22 protein-coding genes are annotated in these 19,642 nt (G+C 36.8%); 6 read left to right on the top strand and 16 right to left on the bottom strand.

Annotation, left to right across the window (positions count from 1 at the left end):
- Positions 1–435 precede the first annotated feature (435 nt).
- The 13 genes from OZP13_RS09530 to OZP13_RS09470 all read right to left on the bottom strand — a co-directional run bounded on the left by OZP13_RS09530 (position 436) and on the right by OZP13_RS09470 (position 11,389).
- On the bottom strand, positions 436–711 hold the full coding sequence (locus tag OZP13_RS09530; protein WP_281296968.1) for a molybdenum ABC transporter permease: 276 nt from the start codon (positions 709–711) through the stop codon (positions 436–438).
- Positions 712–881: 170 nt separating this feature from the next.
- Complete coding sequence (traN, locus tag OZP13_RS09525; RefSeq protein ID WP_281296967.1) at positions 882–1,784, bottom strand: conjugative transposon protein TraN; 903 nt, start codon at positions 1,782–1,784, stop codon at positions 882–884.
- 34 nt (positions 1,785–1,818) lie between these two features.
- On the bottom strand, positions 1,819–3,132 hold the full coding sequence (gene traM, locus OZP13_RS09520) for a conjugative transposon protein TraM (protein ID WP_281296966.1): 1,314 nt from the start codon (positions 3,130–3,132) through the stop codon (positions 1,819–1,821).
- Complete coding sequence (locus OZP13_RS09515; RefSeq protein ID WP_281296965.1) at positions 3,119–3,406, bottom strand: nitrogen regulatory IIA protein; 288 nt, start codon at positions 3,404–3,406, stop codon at positions 3,119–3,121. Before OZP13_RS09515 ends, traM begins: the two co-directional genes overlap by 14 nt.
- A gap of 10 nt (positions 3,407–3,416) precedes the next feature.
- The gene (traK, locus tag OZP13_RS09510; protein ID WP_281296964.1) at positions 3,417–4,040 is read right to left on the bottom strand and encodes a conjugative transposon protein TraK; all 624 of its coding nucleotides are present in this window, start codon (positions 4,038–4,040) and stop codon (positions 3,417–3,419) included.
- A 24-nt stretch (positions 4,041–4,064) separates the two neighbouring features.
- Positions 4,065–5,057 (bottom strand): conjugative transposon protein TraJ, encoded by a 993-nt coding sequence (traJ, locus tag OZP13_RS09505; RefSeq protein WP_281296963.1) that lies wholly within the window; start codon positions 5,055–5,057, stop codon positions 4,065–4,067.
- A 2-nt stretch (positions 5,058–5,059) separates the two neighbouring features.
- Positions 5,060–5,692, bottom strand: a complete 633-nt coding sequence (locus tag OZP13_RS09500) for a DUF4141 domain-containing protein (RefSeq protein ID WP_281296962.1) — start codon at positions 5,690–5,692, stop codon at positions 5,060–5,062.
- A 24-nt stretch (positions 5,693–5,716) separates the two neighbouring features.
- Positions 5,717–8,215 (bottom strand): TraG family conjugative transposon ATPase, encoded by a 2,499-nt coding sequence (locus OZP13_RS09495; protein WP_281296961.1) that lies wholly within the window; start codon positions 8,213–8,215, stop codon positions 5,717–5,719.
- A complete protein-coding gene (locus OZP13_RS09490) occupies positions 8,212–8,544 on the bottom strand; it encodes a DUF4133 domain-containing protein (protein WP_281296960.1) in 333 nt (110 codons plus the stop codon). Before OZP13_RS09490 ends, OZP13_RS09495 begins: the two co-directional genes overlap by 4 nt.
- Positions 8,545–8,555: 11 nt before the next feature.
- Positions 8,556–8,861, bottom strand: a complete 306-nt coding sequence (locus OZP13_RS09485; RefSeq protein ID WP_281296959.1) for a DUF4134 domain-containing protein — start codon at positions 8,859–8,861, stop codon at positions 8,556–8,558.
- A gap of 345 nt (positions 8,862–9,206) precedes the next feature.
- A complete protein-coding gene (locus tag OZP13_RS09480) occupies positions 9,207–9,560 on the bottom strand; it encodes a ubiquitination-like system serine protease family protein (RefSeq protein WP_281296958.1) in 354 nt (117 codons plus the stop codon).
- The gene (locus OZP13_RS09475) at positions 9,544–10,719 is read right to left on the bottom strand and encodes a ThiF family adenylyltransferase (RefSeq protein WP_269239904.1); all 1,176 of its coding nucleotides are present in this window, start codon (positions 10,717–10,719) and stop codon (positions 9,544–9,546) included. Before OZP13_RS09475 ends, OZP13_RS09480 begins: the two co-directional genes overlap by 17 nt.
- The gene (locus tag OZP13_RS09470) at positions 10,694–11,389 is read right to left on the bottom strand and encodes a multiubiquitin domain-containing protein (RefSeq protein WP_281296957.1); all 696 of its coding nucleotides are present in this window, start codon (positions 11,387–11,389) and stop codon (positions 10,694–10,696) included. The genes OZP13_RS09475 and OZP13_RS09470 overlap by 26 nt, the downstream gene beginning before the upstream one ends.
- Positions 11,390–11,774: 385 nt before the next feature.
- On the opposite strand from OZP13_RS09470, the gene OZP13_RS09465 reads away from it, so the two are divergent.
- Positions 11,775–12,128, top strand: a complete 354-nt coding sequence (locus tag OZP13_RS09465) for a helix-turn-helix domain-containing protein (protein WP_269239900.1) — start codon at positions 11,775–11,777, stop codon at positions 12,126–12,128.
- Entirely contained in the window at positions 12,125–13,039 is a 915-nt protein-coding gene (locus OZP13_RS09460; protein WP_281296956.1) for an ImmA/IrrE family metallo-endopeptidase, read from the top strand. The genes OZP13_RS09465 and OZP13_RS09460 overlap by 4 nt, the downstream gene beginning before the upstream one ends.
- A gap of 158 nt (positions 13,040–13,197) precedes the next feature.
- On the opposite strand, the gene OZP13_RS09455 is transcribed toward OZP13_RS09460, so the two are convergent.
- Genes OZP13_RS09455 through OZP13_RS09445 form a run of 3 tightly spaced genes read right to left on the bottom strand, consistent with a single transcriptional unit; the run spans position 13,198 to position 15,045 of the window.
- Positions 13,198–13,830 carry a conjugal transfer protein TraD gene (locus OZP13_RS09455; protein ID WP_281296955.1) on the bottom strand — a complete coding sequence of 211 codons (633 nt, stop codon included), beginning with the start codon at positions 13,828–13,830 and terminating at the stop codon, positions 13,198–13,200.
- 8 nt (positions 13,831–13,838) lie between these two features.
- Positions 13,839–14,273, bottom strand: coding sequence for a DUF3408 domain-containing protein (locus OZP13_RS09450; protein ID WP_281296954.1), 435 nt, complete (start codon positions 14,271–14,273; stop codon positions 13,839–13,841).
- Positions 14,274–14,277: 4 nt separating this feature from the next.
- Positions 14,278–15,045: a ParA family protein gene (locus OZP13_RS09445; protein ID WP_269239894.1), complete on the bottom strand. Its 768-nt coding sequence runs from the start codon at positions 15,043–15,045 to the stop codon at positions 14,278–14,280.
- Between the two features lie 304 nt (positions 15,046–15,349).
- Here OZP13_RS09445 and OZP13_RS09440 point away from each other — a divergent pair, with 304 nt between their 5' ends.
- From OZP13_RS09440 to mobC, 4 genes are all read left to right on the top strand, one after another.
- Entirely contained in the window at positions 15,350–15,721 is a 372-nt protein-coding gene (locus OZP13_RS09440) for a hypothetical protein (protein ID WP_281296953.1), read from the top strand.
- A 20-nt stretch (positions 15,722–15,741) separates the two neighbouring features.
- Positions 15,742–16,197, top strand: a complete 456-nt coding sequence (mobA, locus tag OZP13_RS09435) for a conjugal transfer protein MobA (protein WP_269243659.1) — start codon at positions 15,742–15,744, stop codon at positions 16,195–16,197.
- Entirely contained in the window at positions 16,181–17,497 is a 1,317-nt protein-coding gene (gene mobB, locus OZP13_RS09430; RefSeq protein WP_281296952.1) for a conjugal transfer protein MobB, read from the top strand. The genes mobA and mobB overlap by 17 nt, the downstream gene beginning before the upstream one ends.
- 127 nt (positions 17,498–17,624) lie before the next feature.
- On the top strand, positions 17,625–19,625 hold the full coding sequence (mobC, locus tag OZP13_RS09425) for a conjugal transfer protein MobC (RefSeq protein ID WP_281296951.1): 2,001 nt from the start codon (positions 17,625–17,627) through the stop codon (positions 19,623–19,625).
- The last annotated feature ends 17 nt before the right edge of the window (positions 19,626–19,642 follow it).

Below are 19,642 nucleotides of genomic sequence, written 5' to 3'. Positions count from 1 at the left end.
AGGAGAATGCTCCCATTTTACCGAAAAGGTTTTGAAATTACTGGAGGATATTCAGTATCCTCCTTTTTTTGTGCTTTATCCAACTTCTTTTCTTTCCGCATTGGCGACCAAAGAAAAGAAGCAAAAGAACGCCGCTTAATTAATTTATTACATTTTTCTAAAAGCAATGAAAAGTTTTTGTGAATTTATTGAGTATATTAATGCTGATTTAAAAATGGAAATCAGGGCAAAAAGACACTTCCTTCCGATGGTCGGAAAAGTCTTTTTGCAGTCAAGAAGATGCAACCACTTCGGTAAAATGAGAATGCTCCCATTTTACCAAAAAGGTTGCAATATTAGTGTATGGGATATTCATAATCCCATTGTTGGGTTCGTCCCACTTCTTTTCTTTCCATATCAGCAACCAAAGAAAAGAAGCAAAAGAACGCCGCTTCGTTATTTTGGATTTTGCACTTCAATTTGAACCTCCTTGTCTTTTTCTTTCTTTTGTCTTGAATGGCTCCAGAAGAATAAAAGTCCCAAAACAATCAGAACATAGGCAGTCCATTTTCCCATTCGCTCCAAAAAAGAAATGAATACTGATTTTTCATAACTCGAAAAAACTTCTGCCCCGGTGGGACTTCTACGATAAAATTTTCGTCTGTTGATCCAATAACGAAGACCGAAGCCACTTAACAAAGCTATAATACTTAAAACCAATGCTGGACTCATAATGGAATATTTTTGAATACACTTTGTAAATTTATAAAAAACCAATCTTTTAGACACACAAGGTGTTGATTTAAAGAAATTTATATGATAATGTCAGAACTCATGAATGGAAAAAGGCTAAATCACGATTGGTGAAATAGCCTCTTTGTTTCTTATCGAGAATTAAGCAGTCAATTAATTTTTAACTGCAGATTCTTTATGAGTTTTGCTCTTGTCAAATCACGACATTCCACTTTCAAAACCTGATATCTTTCACCGTTATTTTCGTAAATCTCAATCAAAAGTAGCTTGTCATCGGAAAAGGTAAATTGATCTAAAAGAAAAACGTTTTGGTCTTTTGCATTGCCCACGATTTCATCCAGGGGCTTGTATGTTCGTAATGGTGTCATCACTCTTTCTTGAATCAAGGTACGTTTGGCACTTTTTTTATCCACCACTTTGAATTGGACAAAATCAATTTGGAAAGGCGCATTGCTACAATTAATGAGTTCGGTGTGGAAATACAACTTGTCATTGTGAATGTAGATTCCTTTCAACAAAAACCTTATGCCAAAACTTTTGGAGTCTATGTGCTTAATGATTCTTTTGTTTTCTCTATAAATTGCTTCCAATAGGCTATTAGTTATTGACGGTGAGTTTCTTCCCAACTCTTCAAAAAAAACTTCATTTACATCCGCTCCACTTGTATTTTCATTTAGTTGCAATAGGTTGTAATTCATTTTATCAGGAAATGAATTGTAGCATGCGTTAAAATTATAAAACCGTCCATCTTCCGTTATCACGGAAAAATTGGTTTCCTCTGCAAAATCACGAACTGTGGCTTTTAAGCGTAATACATTTTCCACCTCTTTTGCCTTGTCCGCAATTAGAAATTCACTTCCCAAATCCACGTAGCGGATGGGAGCAGGAAATATCAAGTGTGACGTTTTATTGTAGGTGACTTCAATTTGATAAGCGGGTATTTTTTCCAAGTTCAGTGTCGTAACATTGGAAACGGTATGTTGCGCTTGAGATTCGGCATGGATTCCTAACAGTAAAATCAATGCCATACTATTTTTAATTAGTGTTTTCATATTTTAATTTTTAAAATTTTACAGAATGAAATGCTTAGTTTTTTGAAACAAGGAACATCTGGTAGCCCGCTTTCAATGTTATTTTGGGAATTTTTATTTTTTTGGAAAAGTATCCTGAAACACCCTGCACAACACCTCGGCTCAGATCACCAGCCATTTGCTGTCCAGCAGAATTTGTCATCATGATGCTGCTGCCAGAAGCTTGCCCCATGTTGGCTGCCATTTCAGTAAGTGCACTCCTTTCGGGCGAGTAGGGAACAACCAGACCTTGTTGTCCATCCAATCCAAATACCGTAATGTCAACTGGCAAAATGGTGCCGTTTATTGCCAATGAACTAATTTTCAATTGTAGGCGTCCTTCTTGAAATTTGGCGTTTGCCGTCAATAGGGTTCCTTGTGGAATCAAAAGATTTGCTATTTTGGCTGGCTCCAACAAACGGACACGAACACTGCTTTCCGCAGTTATTACCTGAGTTTCTTGTATGATGGCACGAACACTGTTTCTGGGATGCACTTGTTGTTCGGTTTGCCCTGTAGTATAAAAATCAGGAGGACGATTTTTACTCCAATTGACCAAAAAGGCACTGTCGGTGGGTACTCTGCATAAAGATGAAACGGCATTTTTCTGGCTAGGAGCAAGCGCAACAAATTTTTCTTTTGGAGAAGAAGAACTAGAAACGGATTGTGGTAGTGACTGTTCCGCTGAGTTAGCATTCATCGGAAGATATTTGGCAGCCATCTGATACGATTTTTCCATTAATTCCAACTGGGTTTCTACAGGATTAATGGGTTCACTGTCTTTATGGTCTAATTCCTTTTTTAGCTCATCCAGTTGTTTGCGTAATTGCTGTGTCTCCGAAGGATCATTTTGATAAAAAGAGCCTACGGTGCTTTGTGCATTTCGATAGCTGTTCAATGCCGGATTAGTGTTCTTTACTGGTTTTCGAGCATCTTCATCCGTAATTTCAGAATCCGCTCCGATGGTTTCCTTGGGGTTGTCTTCATTCCAATAGTCGGACAATGAGGTCAGGGCATTTTGTTTTTCCTGATACTTTTGTTCCAACATTTCTTGTTCATACGCTTTTTGCTTGTCAGCCTCCAATCCAGCATCGGTAGCTTGTGGAACAGCATCATTTAGTCCTATGCTTTCCATCTTTTTCGTGTCTTCGGATGGCTTAAATATCAGATATATGCAGCCTAAGAATGCAACTCCCATCAATGTGAACATAAGGGACTTTTTAAGCTTCTCGACTTGGTTTAATTTACTTTCCAGTACCACTTCCGAAGTTTCATTTGAGTTGCCGTCCGTAACAAAGACGACACTCTTTTTGTTTTCAGTTTCTTTCATTTGTCTTGTTTTTTTTAATCATTAATAAGGAATCCCACAACGATGTAGCGGATTCGTTCTTTTTAATGACAGGGTTTTCAATGTGTTCGATGATTATTCCTTGATTGGATTTTCTTGCATCATGCACGACCTTTAGAATCATTCCCATGGTTAGTAGCGCATAGCCCAAGAAAAAATACTGGAGGTATTTGTATTGTACTTTTAAAGGAAGTGCTTTCCAACTCCCATCAAACTTGTTTAACAAACTGTCCATCTTTGCTTGCAGTTTTTTCATTTGAGTAGTTTTAACGTTCAATAACTTCCATGTCCCTGTTTTCTATAACGGCAAACTTTTCGATGTTAAAACCCTGTGGATTATTATCGGAACGCACAGAATTTACGAGGTTGCAGGACGTGACGAGATTACGTTTGGTCAGGTTGCTGGATCGAATGATGAACTGCTTGGCGTATGTTTTTACGGCATACGGATAATGATCAAAGTCACATATGACGCTATCCAAATCTATTCGCTGCTGTACGTTTCCCGATATGATACGGTTGTAGTAGCCTTTTTCAGCCAAGTCTTTATAATAATCAAAAGCACTTTTGTCTGCGAGGTTGAACGCCCTTTTCATGTTGCCTTCTATGGCATCTTTGTCTGGTGCCAGCGTAAAGAAGAGTTCATGAAAGCGGCGTATGTGTTCCCGAGCTTCCACCGGTCGATTAATGGAAGCATCTTGTGCAAGAGCCAGCATTAAAGATTTGCCATTGTCAAGGACATACACCTTTTGGCGTTGCTGCTCTGCAAAATGGTACGATTGCCATGTGGTGTATCCTGTCACCATAATGCATAGGAATGCAAATACGATGGCATACAGCCTGATCTGTTGGAAACTATTCTCGATGTTTCTTAATGTTTTAAATTCCATTGTACTGCTATTTATTAATTGTTTTTATTTCATTAATCTGCCTCCAATATTTCCTGCTACTGCTCCCGTACCGGCTCCTACAATGTTTCCTGTTTTGGTTGTGGCCTGATTTACATTTCTGATGAAATTGCCTGCTCCGCCAGCTTGAATGATCCAACCGCTCACCGTGGGAATGGTAAAATACCCAATGATGCCCATAATCATGAAGATGATGTAGACGGTATTGGAAGAATCAGGAATGAAATTGGGATCCGATAAACTGTCGATGTCTCGCTGAAGTATTAACGATTGTATCTTGGACAACATCGCACTAAAAAGATCTGAAACGGGCAACCAGAGATACACGCTTATGTAGCGGGTAAACCATTGCGTGAGCGTGGACTGAAAACCATCCCAAATTGAAATGGCGAAAGCAATTGGTCCCAATATCGATAGTACAATCAAAAAGAAAGTGCGTATGGTATCAATCACCAATGCTGCAGCCTGAAACAGTATTTCCAAAAACTCCCGGAAACCATCCCGAATGGCTTTTTGTACCTCGTACATTTCTCTTTCGATGTACATTCCTGACATCGTTACCAAATCAGATGGAGTCCAACCCATTTCATCCAATTTCTTGTCAAACTCTTCATCGGAAACCAGATAAGCATTTTCGGGATTGCGAAGCATGGCCTCTCGCTCCAGTTGGTCTTTCTGCTGTTGTAGCACATTCAAATCCAGGACTTGGTTTTCCAACATTTTGTGTGTCCCAATTACAACTGGACTCAATACCGCATTGAGCGTACCTAACACCATGGTCGGAAAAAACATGATGCAAAGTCCCAAAGCAAAAGGTCTAAGTAGCGGAAACACATCTATGGGTTCTGCACTGCCAAGTGCTTGCCATACTCGTAATGCGACATAAAATAAGGCACCCAAACCAGCTAGACCTTTTGCCACTCCTGCCATCTCGGCAGACAATGGTAGCATCTCGTCGTAGAGGGAACGTAATACTTGATGTAGGTTGTTGAACTCCATGTTTACCAGTATTTTTGATTGGCATCTCCATAGAGTTCCAGAACTCTACTACTATTGTTGGTCTTTTTGGCTCTCAAGTAACTAACGGAGATGTTCTTGTTGGTGAAGTACCGAATGAGGTTGTGGTATTCTTTTACTTCTTTATGCACTCGGTCAATGATTTCCAAGCGTTCGTTGTCATTCATGGATAGGGTGGAAGCGTTTACGATTTGCTTTAACTCTTTTAGAAGTTCAACACTTTCATTCAGCAAAATGGAGTAGCCATTGGCAATCGCCGTTAATTCTTGGGGTGAAAAGTTGGGATCGTTTATCATCTTGCCAAAATTCTTTACATAAATTTCGGAAGCATCTCCAACAAGCAAAACGGTCTGTTGCACTTTTCGGGCATCTTTAACCAGATTATTTACAGCCTGTAGTTTGTCGTAATATTCTTTGCCCTGTTTATATACCTTTTCCACTTCCTTGAAATTTTTAATAACATTAGATACTGTAGATGAAGTTTGCACAATTTCATTGGCACTATTAAGAATTCCTGATGCTAAATTTGTTGGGTCGGTAACTACCCATTGGGCTTTCATTGTCGGTGTGACAGCAAATAGCATTGCTGTACACACCATTATCATTATTTTTTTCATGGTTCTTAAATTTTAAAATGATTGTTATTTGTTTTCTTTTTTCTGAAGTGCCATTCGTTTGATGGCAAGCTCCACATTGCCATCCAATTCCCCGGCAAGACGCATGACTTCCATCTTTTCGGTTTCTTCGGTGGTGTAAGCTAAATATTCTTCGAAGCTCACTTCTGTGGCATATACTGCCGATTGTGTTCCACCCAAACCAATCCAAACTTCCTTGTACAATCTTTTGGGATCGTTGTTCAAATTGATGGAAAGTACCTGTGCCTTTTCCTTGTCCGTTAATCCCAGCATCGCTTGTATGTCATCAAATTTGTTCATGTACTTCCGCTGATCCAGTAGTATTTTGCAATCGGAGTTATTGATGATGCTTTCTTTTACAATGGGAGATTGGATGATGTCATCTACTTCCTGTGTCACGACAATCGCTTCGCCAAAGAATTTCCGGACTGTTTTGAATAGATACTTGATGTACTCTGCCATTCCTTCCTTTGCAATGGCTTTCCAAGCTTCTTCTATCAGAATCAGTTTGCGAATTCCTTTGAGTCTGCGCATCTTGTTGATGAATACTTCCATGATGATGATGGTCACGATGGGAAATAAAATTTTGTGATCCTTGATGGCATCAATTTCAAATACAATGAATCGTTTGGAAAGCAAGTCAAGCTGTTTGTCCGAATTCAGCAAATAATCGTATTCCCCTCCTTTGTAATAAGGTTCCAATACGTTGAGGAAGTTGGCAAGGTCAAAGTCTTTTTCTCGTACCTGCTTTTCTGTCAGCAGCTTTTTGTAATCGCCTTGCACATAGTCATAAAAACCATTGAAGGAGGGGTGATCGTCAACCTGTTTGATGCTTTCGATGTAGCCACTCACGGCATTGGACAAGGCCACTTCTTCGGAACGGGTAGGAGGTTCATCATCTCTTTTCCACAAGGTCAAAATCAATGTTTTGATGCTTTCCCTTTTCTCGATGTCGAATACGCCGTCATCGGTGTAGAAAGGGTTGAAGGCGATCGGATTTTCTTCGGTATAGGTGAAATAAACACCGTCTTCTCCTTTGGTTTTTCCTTTAATGAGTTCGCACAATCCCTGATAGGAGTTCCCTGTATCCACCAGCAAAACGTGAGCCCCTTGTTCGTAATACTGTCTTACCATGTGATTGGTAAAGAATGATTTTCCCGAACCGGAAGGCCCCAATATGAACTTGTTCCTGTTGGTAATGATGCCACGTTTCATCGGCAAATCGGAAATGTCAAGGTGAATGGGTTTTCCCGTAAGCCTGTCAGCCATCTTAATCCCGAAAGGGGAGAGGGAACTTTGGTAGTTGGTTTCTTCCGTGAAGAAACACAAAGCAGGTTCTATGAAGGTGTAAAAACTTTCCTCACTCGGGAAATCCCCTGCATTCCCTGGTATTCCTGCCCAATATAGCGTGGCTACATCAGTGGTGTTGTGTCTTGGTTTGCATTCCATGAGTGCCAATGCACTGCCCACATCGTTTTTCAACAGTTTTAGCTCTTCGGGATGGTCAGACCACGCCATCACGTTAAAATGCGCCCGAATGGAAGAAAGTCCAAAGGAATGCGCTTCATTCAAATAGCGCTCTATCCATTCCTTGTTGATTTGGTTTTCCCTACTGTAACGTGCCAACGAGTGCATGTTTCTTGCCGATTTTTCAAACTTGCGTAGGTTGTCTTCACTGTTGTCCAGAAATAAATACTGGTTGTAAATGTGGTTGCAAGCTAATAGTAATCCAACGGGAGCTGCAAACGACAACAAACAGTCACTCCGGTCAGTGGACAGTTTTTCGTACCGACTGTTTGGCGATACTGTTGCTGGTAAATCATCGGTGTCTGAGAGCGTGTGCAGACTAAGTCTTTTATTGCCAATGCGAACTTCCTCGGCACCCAGAGCAATGTCTTGCATTGAAGTTCCCGCTTCTTTTGACAGCGTCAGATACTGTTCCAATACTCCTTGCTTGCCGTCTGCACCAATGATGTCTTCTTCCGTTAGACGCTCCAGTTTTACAAAGTCACCGTCATTTACAATTCTTTCAAATTGTGCCACGCTTTCCATGAAACGATGGATGATTTCTTTATCCCTTATTTCTTTCGGAATGAGTACTCCTTTGCAAAGTGAAGAGAAATTACTTTGCGTTTGCATTCGCTCTTTGGTGGTTTTAGTCAGAAACAAGTAGCAATAGTGATTCAAGAACGGTCGCTCGTTGAAATGTTGCTGATAGGACTTTGCCAAAAAACTGTGATCTTCGCCAGCGATGTCAGGCGCGTAATTTTCCTTGATGTACCAATCCTGTTTGTGAACCACCGTATAATCAGGCAATGTCTTGATGGCTTTGTGCCATGCCGAATGAATGGCTTCATACTCTACGGAAGCCACAGTGAATAGTTCGGGAAGCTGCACCCGAAAACATGCTGTTATGTCGGCATCCTTTGAAATGATGCAGTGATTTTCCACTGCCAATAGCGGAAACTTGCTTTCTAACGTAGCGGCTTTTGATGTATTTTTCATCGCTTGAAGGATTTAGAGGTCAATTTGAAATAGCGTTGAACAGTTTTACGGCAAATGATGTAACGGGGATGTCTTTTGCGTGCACCCACTTTCATCAATCCGTGTTCTCCATACTTTTTGTTCAAGGAGAAGGTCTGCCATGTGAGGATTGATCCTCCTCCAATGCCAATAATCAGACACATATAAGAATTAATGCCGACCATGTACAATACCATAACTAGAATGAGAATACCTAGCAGTCCGCCAGCGAAAATAAAAAGGTATTGTGCTTTGAGCCCCTTGAACTCCACCGTTCTTCCAATGCCCTTATTGATATTGTAATGACTCATAAAGCAAAAAATTATAGGAAGAAGGAACGTAAGATTGTGGCGGCCACGATGAGAAAGATGCAAGCTCCAAACCAACTCGCTGCTGTCTTGCTGGTATCTTGATCGCCGCTACTGAATTTATTATACACCTTGACACCTCCAATGAGGCCCACTACCGCTCCGATGGCATAGATAAGCTGTGTGGCAGGATCAAAATAAGAGGTTACCATTTGGGTAGCCTCGGTAATTCCTGCAGTACCATTTCCTTGTGCAAATGCACCAAGACCCGTCAGCATAATTACAGCCGACAGCAAAACTTTTTTTCTTTGATTTTTCATGATTGAAATGAATTAATTTGTTCTGTATTCCTGCTCTTTGCAGGATTTTAAACAAATCTATTGGAGAAGTAAAGACCTTAAGACGAGCTGTCTTTAAGTGGAATGATTTGGCAGAAAAAGACGTAACGATTCTGCTTTTCAATAATAAAATCATTAAATTTAAGTAGCCATATTTTTTTATATTGCAAATCGCAATATGCGATGTAAGGGTTTATAGAACTTTCAAAAGCTTTTTAATATTGATCTAAAAGCTTAAACTTTAAAAGATTAAAAACAGAGATCTTTATGATTTCCCCCAAAAAAAAACAGGCTATTTTATAGCCTGTTCCTAATTTAACCGATAGATTACTTTTTCTTCTTCCACCATTTTGAAAAAGATTTTTTCTTTTTCTTTTTTGGTTTTTCATGACCAACTTTAATTTCTTCGTCAGTCCATTTTCTAGCGTAAATAATTTCACTATTTCTAATCCAATAATGAGATTTGCAATCAAAATTCCAATTTCCAATAGAAGGCGATAAGCTGATAGTTTTGCCATCAAAAGTCATTTTCCAATCATTAGGAGAAAAAGGTGTGACAACCTCATTACCACAGCCACACACGCATTTATGTATGGCTGTACAATAAGTAAATGAAATATACAATATTCCATCTTCCAATTGTTCAGGTATGAACTCTACAAATTTATGCTGTAACATCATCACTTGTCAATTGATTAACATTAATAGAGTAAGTGCTGTGATGCTCTTCTCGTAAATCTTGATAAAAACCACTGAGTTTTTTCCATTTAATTACTGCTAAAACGGCATTTAAACAATTTAACTCTGCAATTTGAATGTTAGTGTTGTAATCGTTATTGCCTTCATCAACAAATGGAATTCTATCAACTAAATGATTGTTTTTTTCATTCGTACCAGTAGTAACTCTAACAGTCCCAATAAGTGTATCATCAACAACGTTTACACCAAGTCCAACATCTATAAAAGAAATATTATTTTTTAACAAAAATTGGATAATCAACTTTCTGGAAACATCATTATCAATACATATAAATACAAAAGACATAGTTAGTAATTTTTCCAAATTTTCTTTTGAAACATAACTATGATGTGCAGTAATTTTTTGATGAATTTTTGAGTACTGATTATAATAATAGTCAACCTTTGATGGCACAGTATCTAAATCCTCCTTTCCGGCAGCTCCTGGAGAGCGAAATGCATTATGTTGCGAAAATACATCGCCATCATAAAGATGAATTTCATTCACAGGGGTTTTTGAAAGTAAATCCAGAATGTAAGCACCGGTTCCACCTAATCCAATGATAGCGATTTTTTGTCCTTTAACTTTTTCATTAATAAGGTTAATTTTCGCTCTACCGGAATTAGTGTCAATATATTGAAAAACATCAGTATCAATTGCGTTTTCTCTTATCCTAAAAGTCTTTTCAGTAACTAACGTATCAATGTTTTTAGCGGGTGAACTTATAATTTTGCTATAAGTAGATACTTTTTCATAATAATCAAGATAACCACTTTGTGGTTTGTTGGAAAAGGAAAAATTAATCACAATCCCATGACCAAGGTTTTGTTGATTAGCATGTTGAATAGCTGTGATAATACTACCATCTGCATTACATGGATATTCACCAATAAAATTGATAACGTGTGTACTTGGCTTAATAGTCCTTTGACTATTAGCCAACGACAATTCACTAACCAAAATACCGTATTTGATTTCTCGAAGATGAGTTACATAAGGTATATGGTGGATAAGTAAATATCCACCTTTAACCTCAAGTTCATAACCTTCATCTTGTAACCTTTTAAGGTCGGGACTATGATTTATTAGTTGCTGTAACATTGAAAACCATTTTGTTAGTTACAAAAACTTTATCACCTTTAACCATACTACCTTCAGGATTTTGATGAGGACCTTTAGCATAAGTTACCGTATAAACAGTGTTTGGATTTTCTTGAAAATTTCCAAATGCCAATTCAACAATTTGCCTAAAACTTATAGTTTTTTCACACCATTGTTTTTCTCTACCATTTACAATGATAATAAATTTAGTAACTTCTTTTTTGGAATAGAATTTTTCCTTTCCAGGTCTAGCTAAATCAACAATTTCATTGTCCTCAATTAAATCATCTTCCCATGGCTGATTATTATCTAAAAATATTTGATAATCATCTGGAATATTTCCTTGTCTTCTAATTTGAGAACCTTTAATATACTGCTTATCAGTTTCAAAATTTTTCCCATCAACAGAGTACTTTAATTTCTGCTTGATATAAAATTGCTCAATTCCAGTTCTTGCTAGGTCAACGACTTCATCGTTTAAAATAGCATCATCTTTCCATGGTTCAATTATATCCAAAAATAATTCACAATCAAGAGGTAATCCTCTCAACTCTTTTAATTGTTTCCCAGTAATGTACTGTTCGAACCAATTAAATTCTTTGCCTTCAACAATCAATAATAAAGAAGGTCTTCCTTTTTGGTCATCTTGACCGCCTACATGTGCATTCATACTTCGTGTTTTTTTAAATTATTAACACTCCTAATCCTTAAAAAACTCACGGAGAGATAAGTTTCAAGCGGTTTTTGTTGTTAAAAATTTGTTTTTATTAAAAAACATATTAGTTTTACACAACAAAATAGAGGGATACTGAGGTGATAAGCCTAAGTATTTGAAAGTCGTCGAAAAACTTGTTCCCTATAAACCCAATCCGTACCGCCAAGTTCGATTGGGTTTTTTTTATTTTATCTATCAGTGTTTCTTTATTTAAAATTTATAAACATGACAAAAGTATAAAATCTAAATATATCAAGCAAGTTTTTTTTGCATATTTAGATTTTAATTAAAATTTTGCTTGATATATTAAGCATTATATGTATATTTGTAAAAAAAAACAATGAGTTCACTTGGAGCAACTTTAAAAGATGCAAGAAAAAATGTAGGGCTTACATTAAGACAAGTTGAAGAAATGACAGATATTTCTAATGCTTATCTTAGTCAGTTAGAAAATGAAAAAATTAAAAATCCATCAGTTAATATCTTATCAAAACTATCATCTTTATATAAAGTGTCTTTAAAGACACTTCTTTCAAACGCTAAAATGATAGATAAAAATGAGGCTCAACAGGAAGAAATTAATTTGAATTTTGCCCAGAAAATAGCTTTTCGAGCTGAAGATTTAACAGAAGACGAAAGAAATGATGTTTTGAAATATTTAGAATTTATTAAATCACGTAAAAGGGAATTATGATAGATGATTTTACTCGAAAAGAAATTGAAAAGATATCTCATAATATTTTAAAAGAAAGTAAATCTTTCGATATTTTCCCTACACCTGTAGATAAGATTTTGTCATATTCAAATTTTGCAGTTGATAATAAAATAGATTTGCAGAACATTGATGATTCTTTTTTTGACTCATTCAAAGAAAAATTAGTGGATCCTTCTAAAAAGGCTTTACTACATGCTTTATCAAAAATAAAAGGTTTTTTTTATAGAGAAGAGAAAATCATATATATAGACGTAAATCTTGATAAAAATCTTGGGAAAAAGAACTTTGTTAAGTTACATGAAATTGGTCATGGAGTTTTATCGTGGCAAGATGAGGTAATCTTAGCTTTAGACAATGACGAAACTTTAAGTGAAGAGTATGATGAACAATTTGAGGCAGAAGCTAACTATTTTGCTTCTGTCACATTATTTCAACATGAACGGTTTTTAGAAGAATGCGAAAAGTTAAATTTGGGATTGGGGGCAGTGATGGCTTTGAGTAAGAAATTTGGTGCATCAGTACATTCTGCGTTTAGAAATTATGTTTTACAATCAAAAAACAGATGTGCTTTGCTAGTTTTGAACCATCCAATCAATCAAAATGGCTTCACAAATACATTGACTACTAGAGATTTATTTTATTCTAAGAAATTTTCACAAGAGATTGGGGAGTTAACACTTCCAAATGAATTTGGTTTTAAATGGGCATTCGTTCAAGATTTCAAATTCAAAAAAAAATTTCTTGAAAACGGAACAATTTCTCTAATGACAAAAGATGGTGAGCAACTTAAAGCTAGCTATCATTTTTTCAATAACACCTATAATAGCTTTGTATTCATTTTTCCGAAAGGAGAAAAAAACAGGTCAAAAACAAAAATCATTTTACAATAGTTATTTATTTTCAAATACAATTATAAACGCCACTATTTCAGACATGTAAAAAAGAAAACATTTGATAATGATTATGTTTTTGTAACACTTAATTATAGTTTTTTCAATAAATTAATAATATAAAGATTTAATTCAAATTACAAAAATAGAGAGCTTGCCTACACAAACTCCCCAATATCAAAATTCTCCAAATCATTTTTCCGCAAACTGGAAGAACCAGCATCCGTTTCAAAAGAAAGGCTCCCGTCCAACAGCTCGGCTATTTTACGGGACGCACTTTCCATGGAACTTTCCAATAGGCTAAATAATTCGGTTCCTTGTATTTTCTGAACTATAGCAACTGCTGTTTCCTTTTGAAATGGCTCCAATTTTTCTTTTTGTAGCAGCATCCCCACGGAGCTTAGTTCTTCAAAGGTAACCCCTTGGGCAAAACCGTTATCCCCACCGGATATTCCATACCTGTTCCATTCTTCTTCCTCTTCCTCCAAATCAGGTGCATTTCCAAAAACTTCATCCAGTTCTTCCTGCGGAATTTGTATGTCAACATCTTCATCGTCGATTTCAAAACCAAAATTATCTGTTTCCTGTTCCTGCTTTTTATTTGGGCTTTCAGTGGCACTTTTTGGCACTGAAAGACTTCTCATTGGTTTGGGCTGCCCCATAATATCGGGTAGATTCGGATTGGATTTTTTCTGGGTTGGGATTTGCACCTTCTTTTTCCTGATAACAATCTTATCCTCCACCAATAGCGCAATAACAATCAACAGACATATAACTATTACTATTTCCATGTCGTCTATTATAAAATAGGTTTGTATTTATCATTAAAACTCTTGGTTATTTGTTCTCCAAATTCTTGAAAATGGTAGCTCAACAAATTATCTAAATAAGCATAAATAGTTATTTTATCTTCGCCTATCACTTGAACAATTCGGGATAGTTTTTCGTGAAAATCAGGTCGGATATAGGCTGTTTTTCCATCACGTGCATTGGTATCGGGTCTTTTGAAAAAAATACTTTCGTACTCCATTTCGCTTGTCCTTTTTCTGCTTTTTTCTTTAATCACAGATTTTGCACTTGGGAGCTCCGTGGGCTTAATAGCTTCCTCAACTTGTTCTTCGATCTGTTTTAGAGGAAGCTGTAAACCATCCTTTTTCACTCCATCGACCATCAGGTTCATCATCAACTCCTCATTAATTTCTGGAGTAGATTTTTTTTTGTTCTCTTTCTCCATACCACTATGATTGAATGATCTTTAAAAATTCCTTTATAAACTGGTCTAAATGGCAAGCTTTCATTAAGCGTTCATCGGGAGGCATTACAGTAGAACGAAATGTGGTTTTGCTATTCTCTTCACCTTCTTTTCGAAAACGGGTGCTGTTCTTGATTTGGCTTTCCATAAGACTTAATCCCAATTGCTCAATGAGCTTGTTATAAATCTCATATAAAGGTGTACTTTCCCTTCCATCCACCTGATTCCAAAACAGATTAATGGTTTCAATGGAAGTTTCCCCTTTTTTCATAATCACATCCTGTAGAAGCTGTGTAAAAATCAGTGTACTTTCCATTACCAGACGGTCAGCAGTAATGGGCGTAAAAATATGATGCATTCCGGCCAGTGCTTTCAAAATACCAGGAGTGTTTACCGTTCCAGGGAGATCAAAGAATACTACATCAACAGTTGCTGAAGAAGCATTTAAAAATTCCTGAGCTGCTTCCAATACACTTTCGGCTTTGTGTTGCATAATCGGATAAGCTTTTTTGTTGATGGTGGTAAATTGTTTGTACGCCAACCTTTTCAAATGCTCATTTTCCATTACCATTGCCAAATCACGGGATTTCATTTTCATCAAACTATGTTGTGGAAAATCGGCATCAAATACTGCGACATTATAGCCCAATCTATAGTGCAAGGTGCTTGCAACCAATGTTGTAAAAGTACTTTTTCCGACACCGCCTTTTTGGGAAGAAAAAGCGATAAATACTGTTTTGTTTTTTGAATTCATCTTTTAATTATTTTTTAATTATTTATGTAAGTATTCCTGTTCCTATATATGATTGTCACTCTGGTCAGCAGTATATGGTTAGGCACTTATATACCAAACTATTTATGTTGCTGCATCTGTTTTTACAACCGTATGTACACAGGTAGGTTTTTACCAACAGACTAGTGTATGTACCTGAATTTCTTTGTGCTTAAGTTCATAATTGGCTATTTCAATGCATACCTAATTATAATTCTATGGTCATACTTTTCTACGACAGTAGTTGCGTAGTTATGTTGTTACCCAAATAGCTATTTATAACCTTATGTCCATTTATAAGTACAAAGAAATAGAGCTATATGGGTGCTTTTATTATTATGGCAATGTTTGGCATTTATTGGCAATGTTTGGCAATTCCTTAGCTCATAATGGTTTTGCATTCAATGGTTTACTTTGTGTAATCTTAATCAAAGTAATTCAAATGCATGAATCAAATCAATATTGGGGCATTAACGGGAACGGCACTAAGCCGTTTTTCCCTGCTTTATTCAATCCGGTTCCGTCGACAGGCGGACGGATTATCTGTTCGACAGAACAGAGCAAGTTGTGTTTTGAGGCACTCGAAATGAATTCCGTGCCTCAAAACAACTTGCCCTTGCAGGGGCTTAAAACATCCTCCGAAGTCGGTGTTTTGTAAAATATTAAAATGGATTGATGATGAATGGAGAACAAAACAATGGAAAGCATAAAGGTGGTCGGAATCTTAAAAAGAATCCGAGCATCCACCGTTATGTTTTTCGTCTTACGGACGAGGAAAATGCTAAATTCCTTTCCCTTTTTGAAGCTTCAGGTGCAGATAATAAAGCTCATTTCATTACTTCCATTTTGTTTGAAAAGCAAATTAAAACTGTAAAAATAGATATAGCTGCAATGGATTATTACATGCGGTTAACTACTTTGTATGGTCAGTTTCGTTCCGTTGGCGTCAATTACAATCAGATAGTAAAACTATTGTATCGCAATTTTTCCGAAAAGAAAGCGGCGGCATATCTGTTTAAACTGGAAAAACAAACAGTAGAATTAGCGAAGTTATGCCGTGAAATCACGCAGTTGACTGAGGAGTTTGAAAACAAATATTTGATTAAAAACCAAAAAAATGATAGCCAAGATTAATCGTGGAGCAAATATGATTGGTGCACTTTCTTATAATCAACTGAAAGTTGATACGGAAAAAGGGGAGGTATTGGCAACCCATCGAATGAGAGAAACCATCAATGGAAATTATACCGTTGCTCAATTACACAGTTCATTTGAACCTTATCTAATTGCAAACAAGCGAACGGAAAAGCCTGTTTTGCATATATCGCTCAATCCCGACCCGAGAGATCAGGTAAATGATGAAAGCTTTAAACTGCTAGCCAAAGATTATATGGAACTCATGGGTTATGGTGAACAGCCTTATGTAGTTTTCAAACATACCGACATTGAACGAACTCACATTCACATTGTATCAACATGTGTAGATCGTAACGGTAAAAAAATATCGGATTCTTATGAAAAATTACGTTCCATGAATGCCTGCCGTACATTGGAACAACATTATGAACTACTACCGGCAACGGAAAAAGAACGCAATCCAAAAGAAGCAATTTTCAGACCAGTAGATTATAAAGAAGTTAATGTAAAGAGCCAGATAGCTTCAGTAGTTCGACACTTACCAAAGTATTACGAGTACCAAAGTTTGGGAGCTTATAGTGCACTACTTTCCCTTTTTAACATTACCACTGAGGAAGTAAAAGGAGAAGTAAACGGTCAGCCTAAACAGGGATTGGTCTATTTTGCATTGAACGAGCTGGGAGAAAAAGCTAGTAATCCGTTCAAGGCATCACGCTTTGGTCGCTATGCAGGTTTGGAAAATTTACAAAAACATTTTGGGAAATCGAAAGAAAAGATGAAAGCGTCACAAGCAAAAACGGTACTAAAAAACACCATTGAAATAGCTATGTATACAACTCCCAGTGAAACTGAATTCAAGAAACAATTACTGGAGCAAGGAATTAATATGGTTGTCCGTCGGAACAAAGAAGGACGTATTTATGGAATGACTTTTATTGACCACGAATCCCGTACCGTTTGGAATGGCTCACAATTAGACAAAAATCTTTCTGCCAACGTTTTCAATGATTGGTGGAAAGATGGAAATACTGAAAAACGCCCAGAAATGATGAAGGATGACTCCATTCATTTATCATCCATTAAAAAAGAAAATCCACCAACAGAAACAGCTCAACCTCACGAACTTTTTGATTTTCTTAATCAAAGACAAACTGAGAATAGCAATGATAATCTTGGATTAATTGAAGCAATGGGTGGATTACTGCCTCAAGCGCAGGGCGAAGATTATGAAGAACAAAAATTTGCCAACCAAATGAATAAAAAGAAGAAACGCAGAAGAAATGGAGACCAAAAATAGATTTTCTCTTTCACCTATTCAATGTTCAAATAGCCAAATAGTGCCACTGACAGCCATCTAGTTCCTTATGCTGTCAAGGATTTTGTTTTTGTTCTACATTCAGCTGCAACATTCAATTCATTAAAATATGCAAGGAGAGGACGATGTAAGAGGACTGGCCAAAATAATGGCTTTTATGCGTGCAGTCAGCATCCAGCTGGTATTAATGCACTTTTACTGGTTTTGTTATGGCTTTTTTTTGGAACGGGGTTGGACACTTGAACTAATCAACAAAATATTAGGTAATTTTCAACGGACAGCAAGCTTGTTTTCCAATACTTTATATTCCAAACTCTTTGCTTTGGTTTTACTCGCATTAAGTTGTTTGGGAACCAAGGGAGTAAAAAATGAAAAGATAACCTGGACCAAAATCTACTCAGCCTTAACAATCGGTTTTGTTCTTTTCTTTTTGAATACTCCATTATTACGACTATCTTCAGGAATGGCAACATCTTTATATATTCTGACAACTTCACTAGGTTACATTGCTTTAATGGTGGCTGGTGTATGGATTAGTCGTTTACTCCGTACCAACCTAATGGATGATGTCTTCAATAACGAGAACGAAAGTTTTATGCAAGAAACCAAATTGATGAAAAATGAATATTCCGTTAATCTTCCAACCACGTTTTATTATAAAGGCAAATGGAATGAGGGATGGATTAACGTAGTAAACCCTTTTAGAGCTTCCATTGTTTTGGGTACACCAGGATCGGGTAAAAGTTATGCCGTAATAAACAATTACATCAAGCAGCATATTGAAAAGGGGTTTTCGATGTACATTTATGATTTTAAATTTGATGACCTTTCTACCATCGCCTACAATCATTTGCTGAAGCATGCCGATAAGTATAAAGTAGAGCCAAAATTCTATGTCATTAATTTCGATGACCCGCGAAGAAGCCACCGTTGTAATCCCATCAATCCAAATTTTATGACGGACATATCAGATGCTTATGAGTCGGCTTATACCATTATGCTAAACCTTAACCGAAGTTGGATACAAAAGCAGGGAGATTTCTTTGTGGAATCTCCGATAATCTTGTTAGCCGCCATTATCTGGTTTCTAAAAATATATGATAACGGAAAGTACTGTACATTTCCTCACGCCATTGAGTTGCTCAATAAGAAATACGCAGATGTATTTACCATCCTTACTTCTTATTCAGATCTCGAAAATTATTTGTCACCTTTTATGGATGCGTGGCAAGGTGGGGCACAAGACCAGTTGCAAGGACAGATAGCTTCCGCTAAAATTCCTCTATCAAGAATGATTTCACCACAACTTTATTGGGTAATGACAGGAGATGACTTCTCATTAGATATCAATAATCCAAATGAACCGAAAATACTTTGCGTTGGTAATAATCCCGATAGGCAGAATATCTATTCGGCTGCATTGGGGTTGTATAATTCTAGAATCATAAAACTGATAAACAAGAAAGGAAAACTAAAAAGTTCAGTCATTATTGATGAATTACCAACTATATACTTTAGAGGATTGGATAATCTGATTGCCACTGCCAGAAGCAATAAAGTAGCCGTTTGTTTGGGGTTTCAGGATTATTCCCAATTAACCCGTGATTATGGTGACAAAGAAAGTAAAGTTATTCAAAATACGGTTGGTAATATTTTTAGCGGACAAGTTGTTGGAGAGACTGCTAAAAGTTTATCAGAACGTTTTGGCAAAGTATTACAGAAAAGACAAAGCCTGACTATCAATAGAAGCGATAAATCTACCTCCATTTCGACCCAGTTGGACAGTCTTATCCCTGCATCCAAAATTTCGACTCTTACACAAGGAATGTTTGTGGGAGCTGTTTCGGATAATTTTGATGAGCGTATTGAACAGAAAATTTTTAATGCTGAAATCGTAGTGGATAATGCTAAAGTAGCTGCCGAAACTAAAGTTTATAAAAAGATACCTGAGATTTTATCTTTCGTGGATGAACACGGTAAAGATAAAATGAAAGAAGAAATAGAAGCTAATTACAGGCAAATAAAACGGGATATTGTTCTAATTATCGAAACTGAATTGGAAAGGATCAAAAAGGATCCAGATTTACAGCATTTGGTGCAAGAAGGTTAATTCTATTTTGTTTATTA

Source organism: Flavobacterium limnophilum (assembly GCF_027111315.2).
GTDB lineage: Bacteria > Bacteroidota > Bacteroidia > Flavobacteriales > Flavobacteriaceae > Flavobacterium > Flavobacterium limnophilum.
The sequence above is the reverse complement of the archived record's forward strand: the minus strand, read 5'-3'. Positions and strand labels throughout refer to the sequence as shown.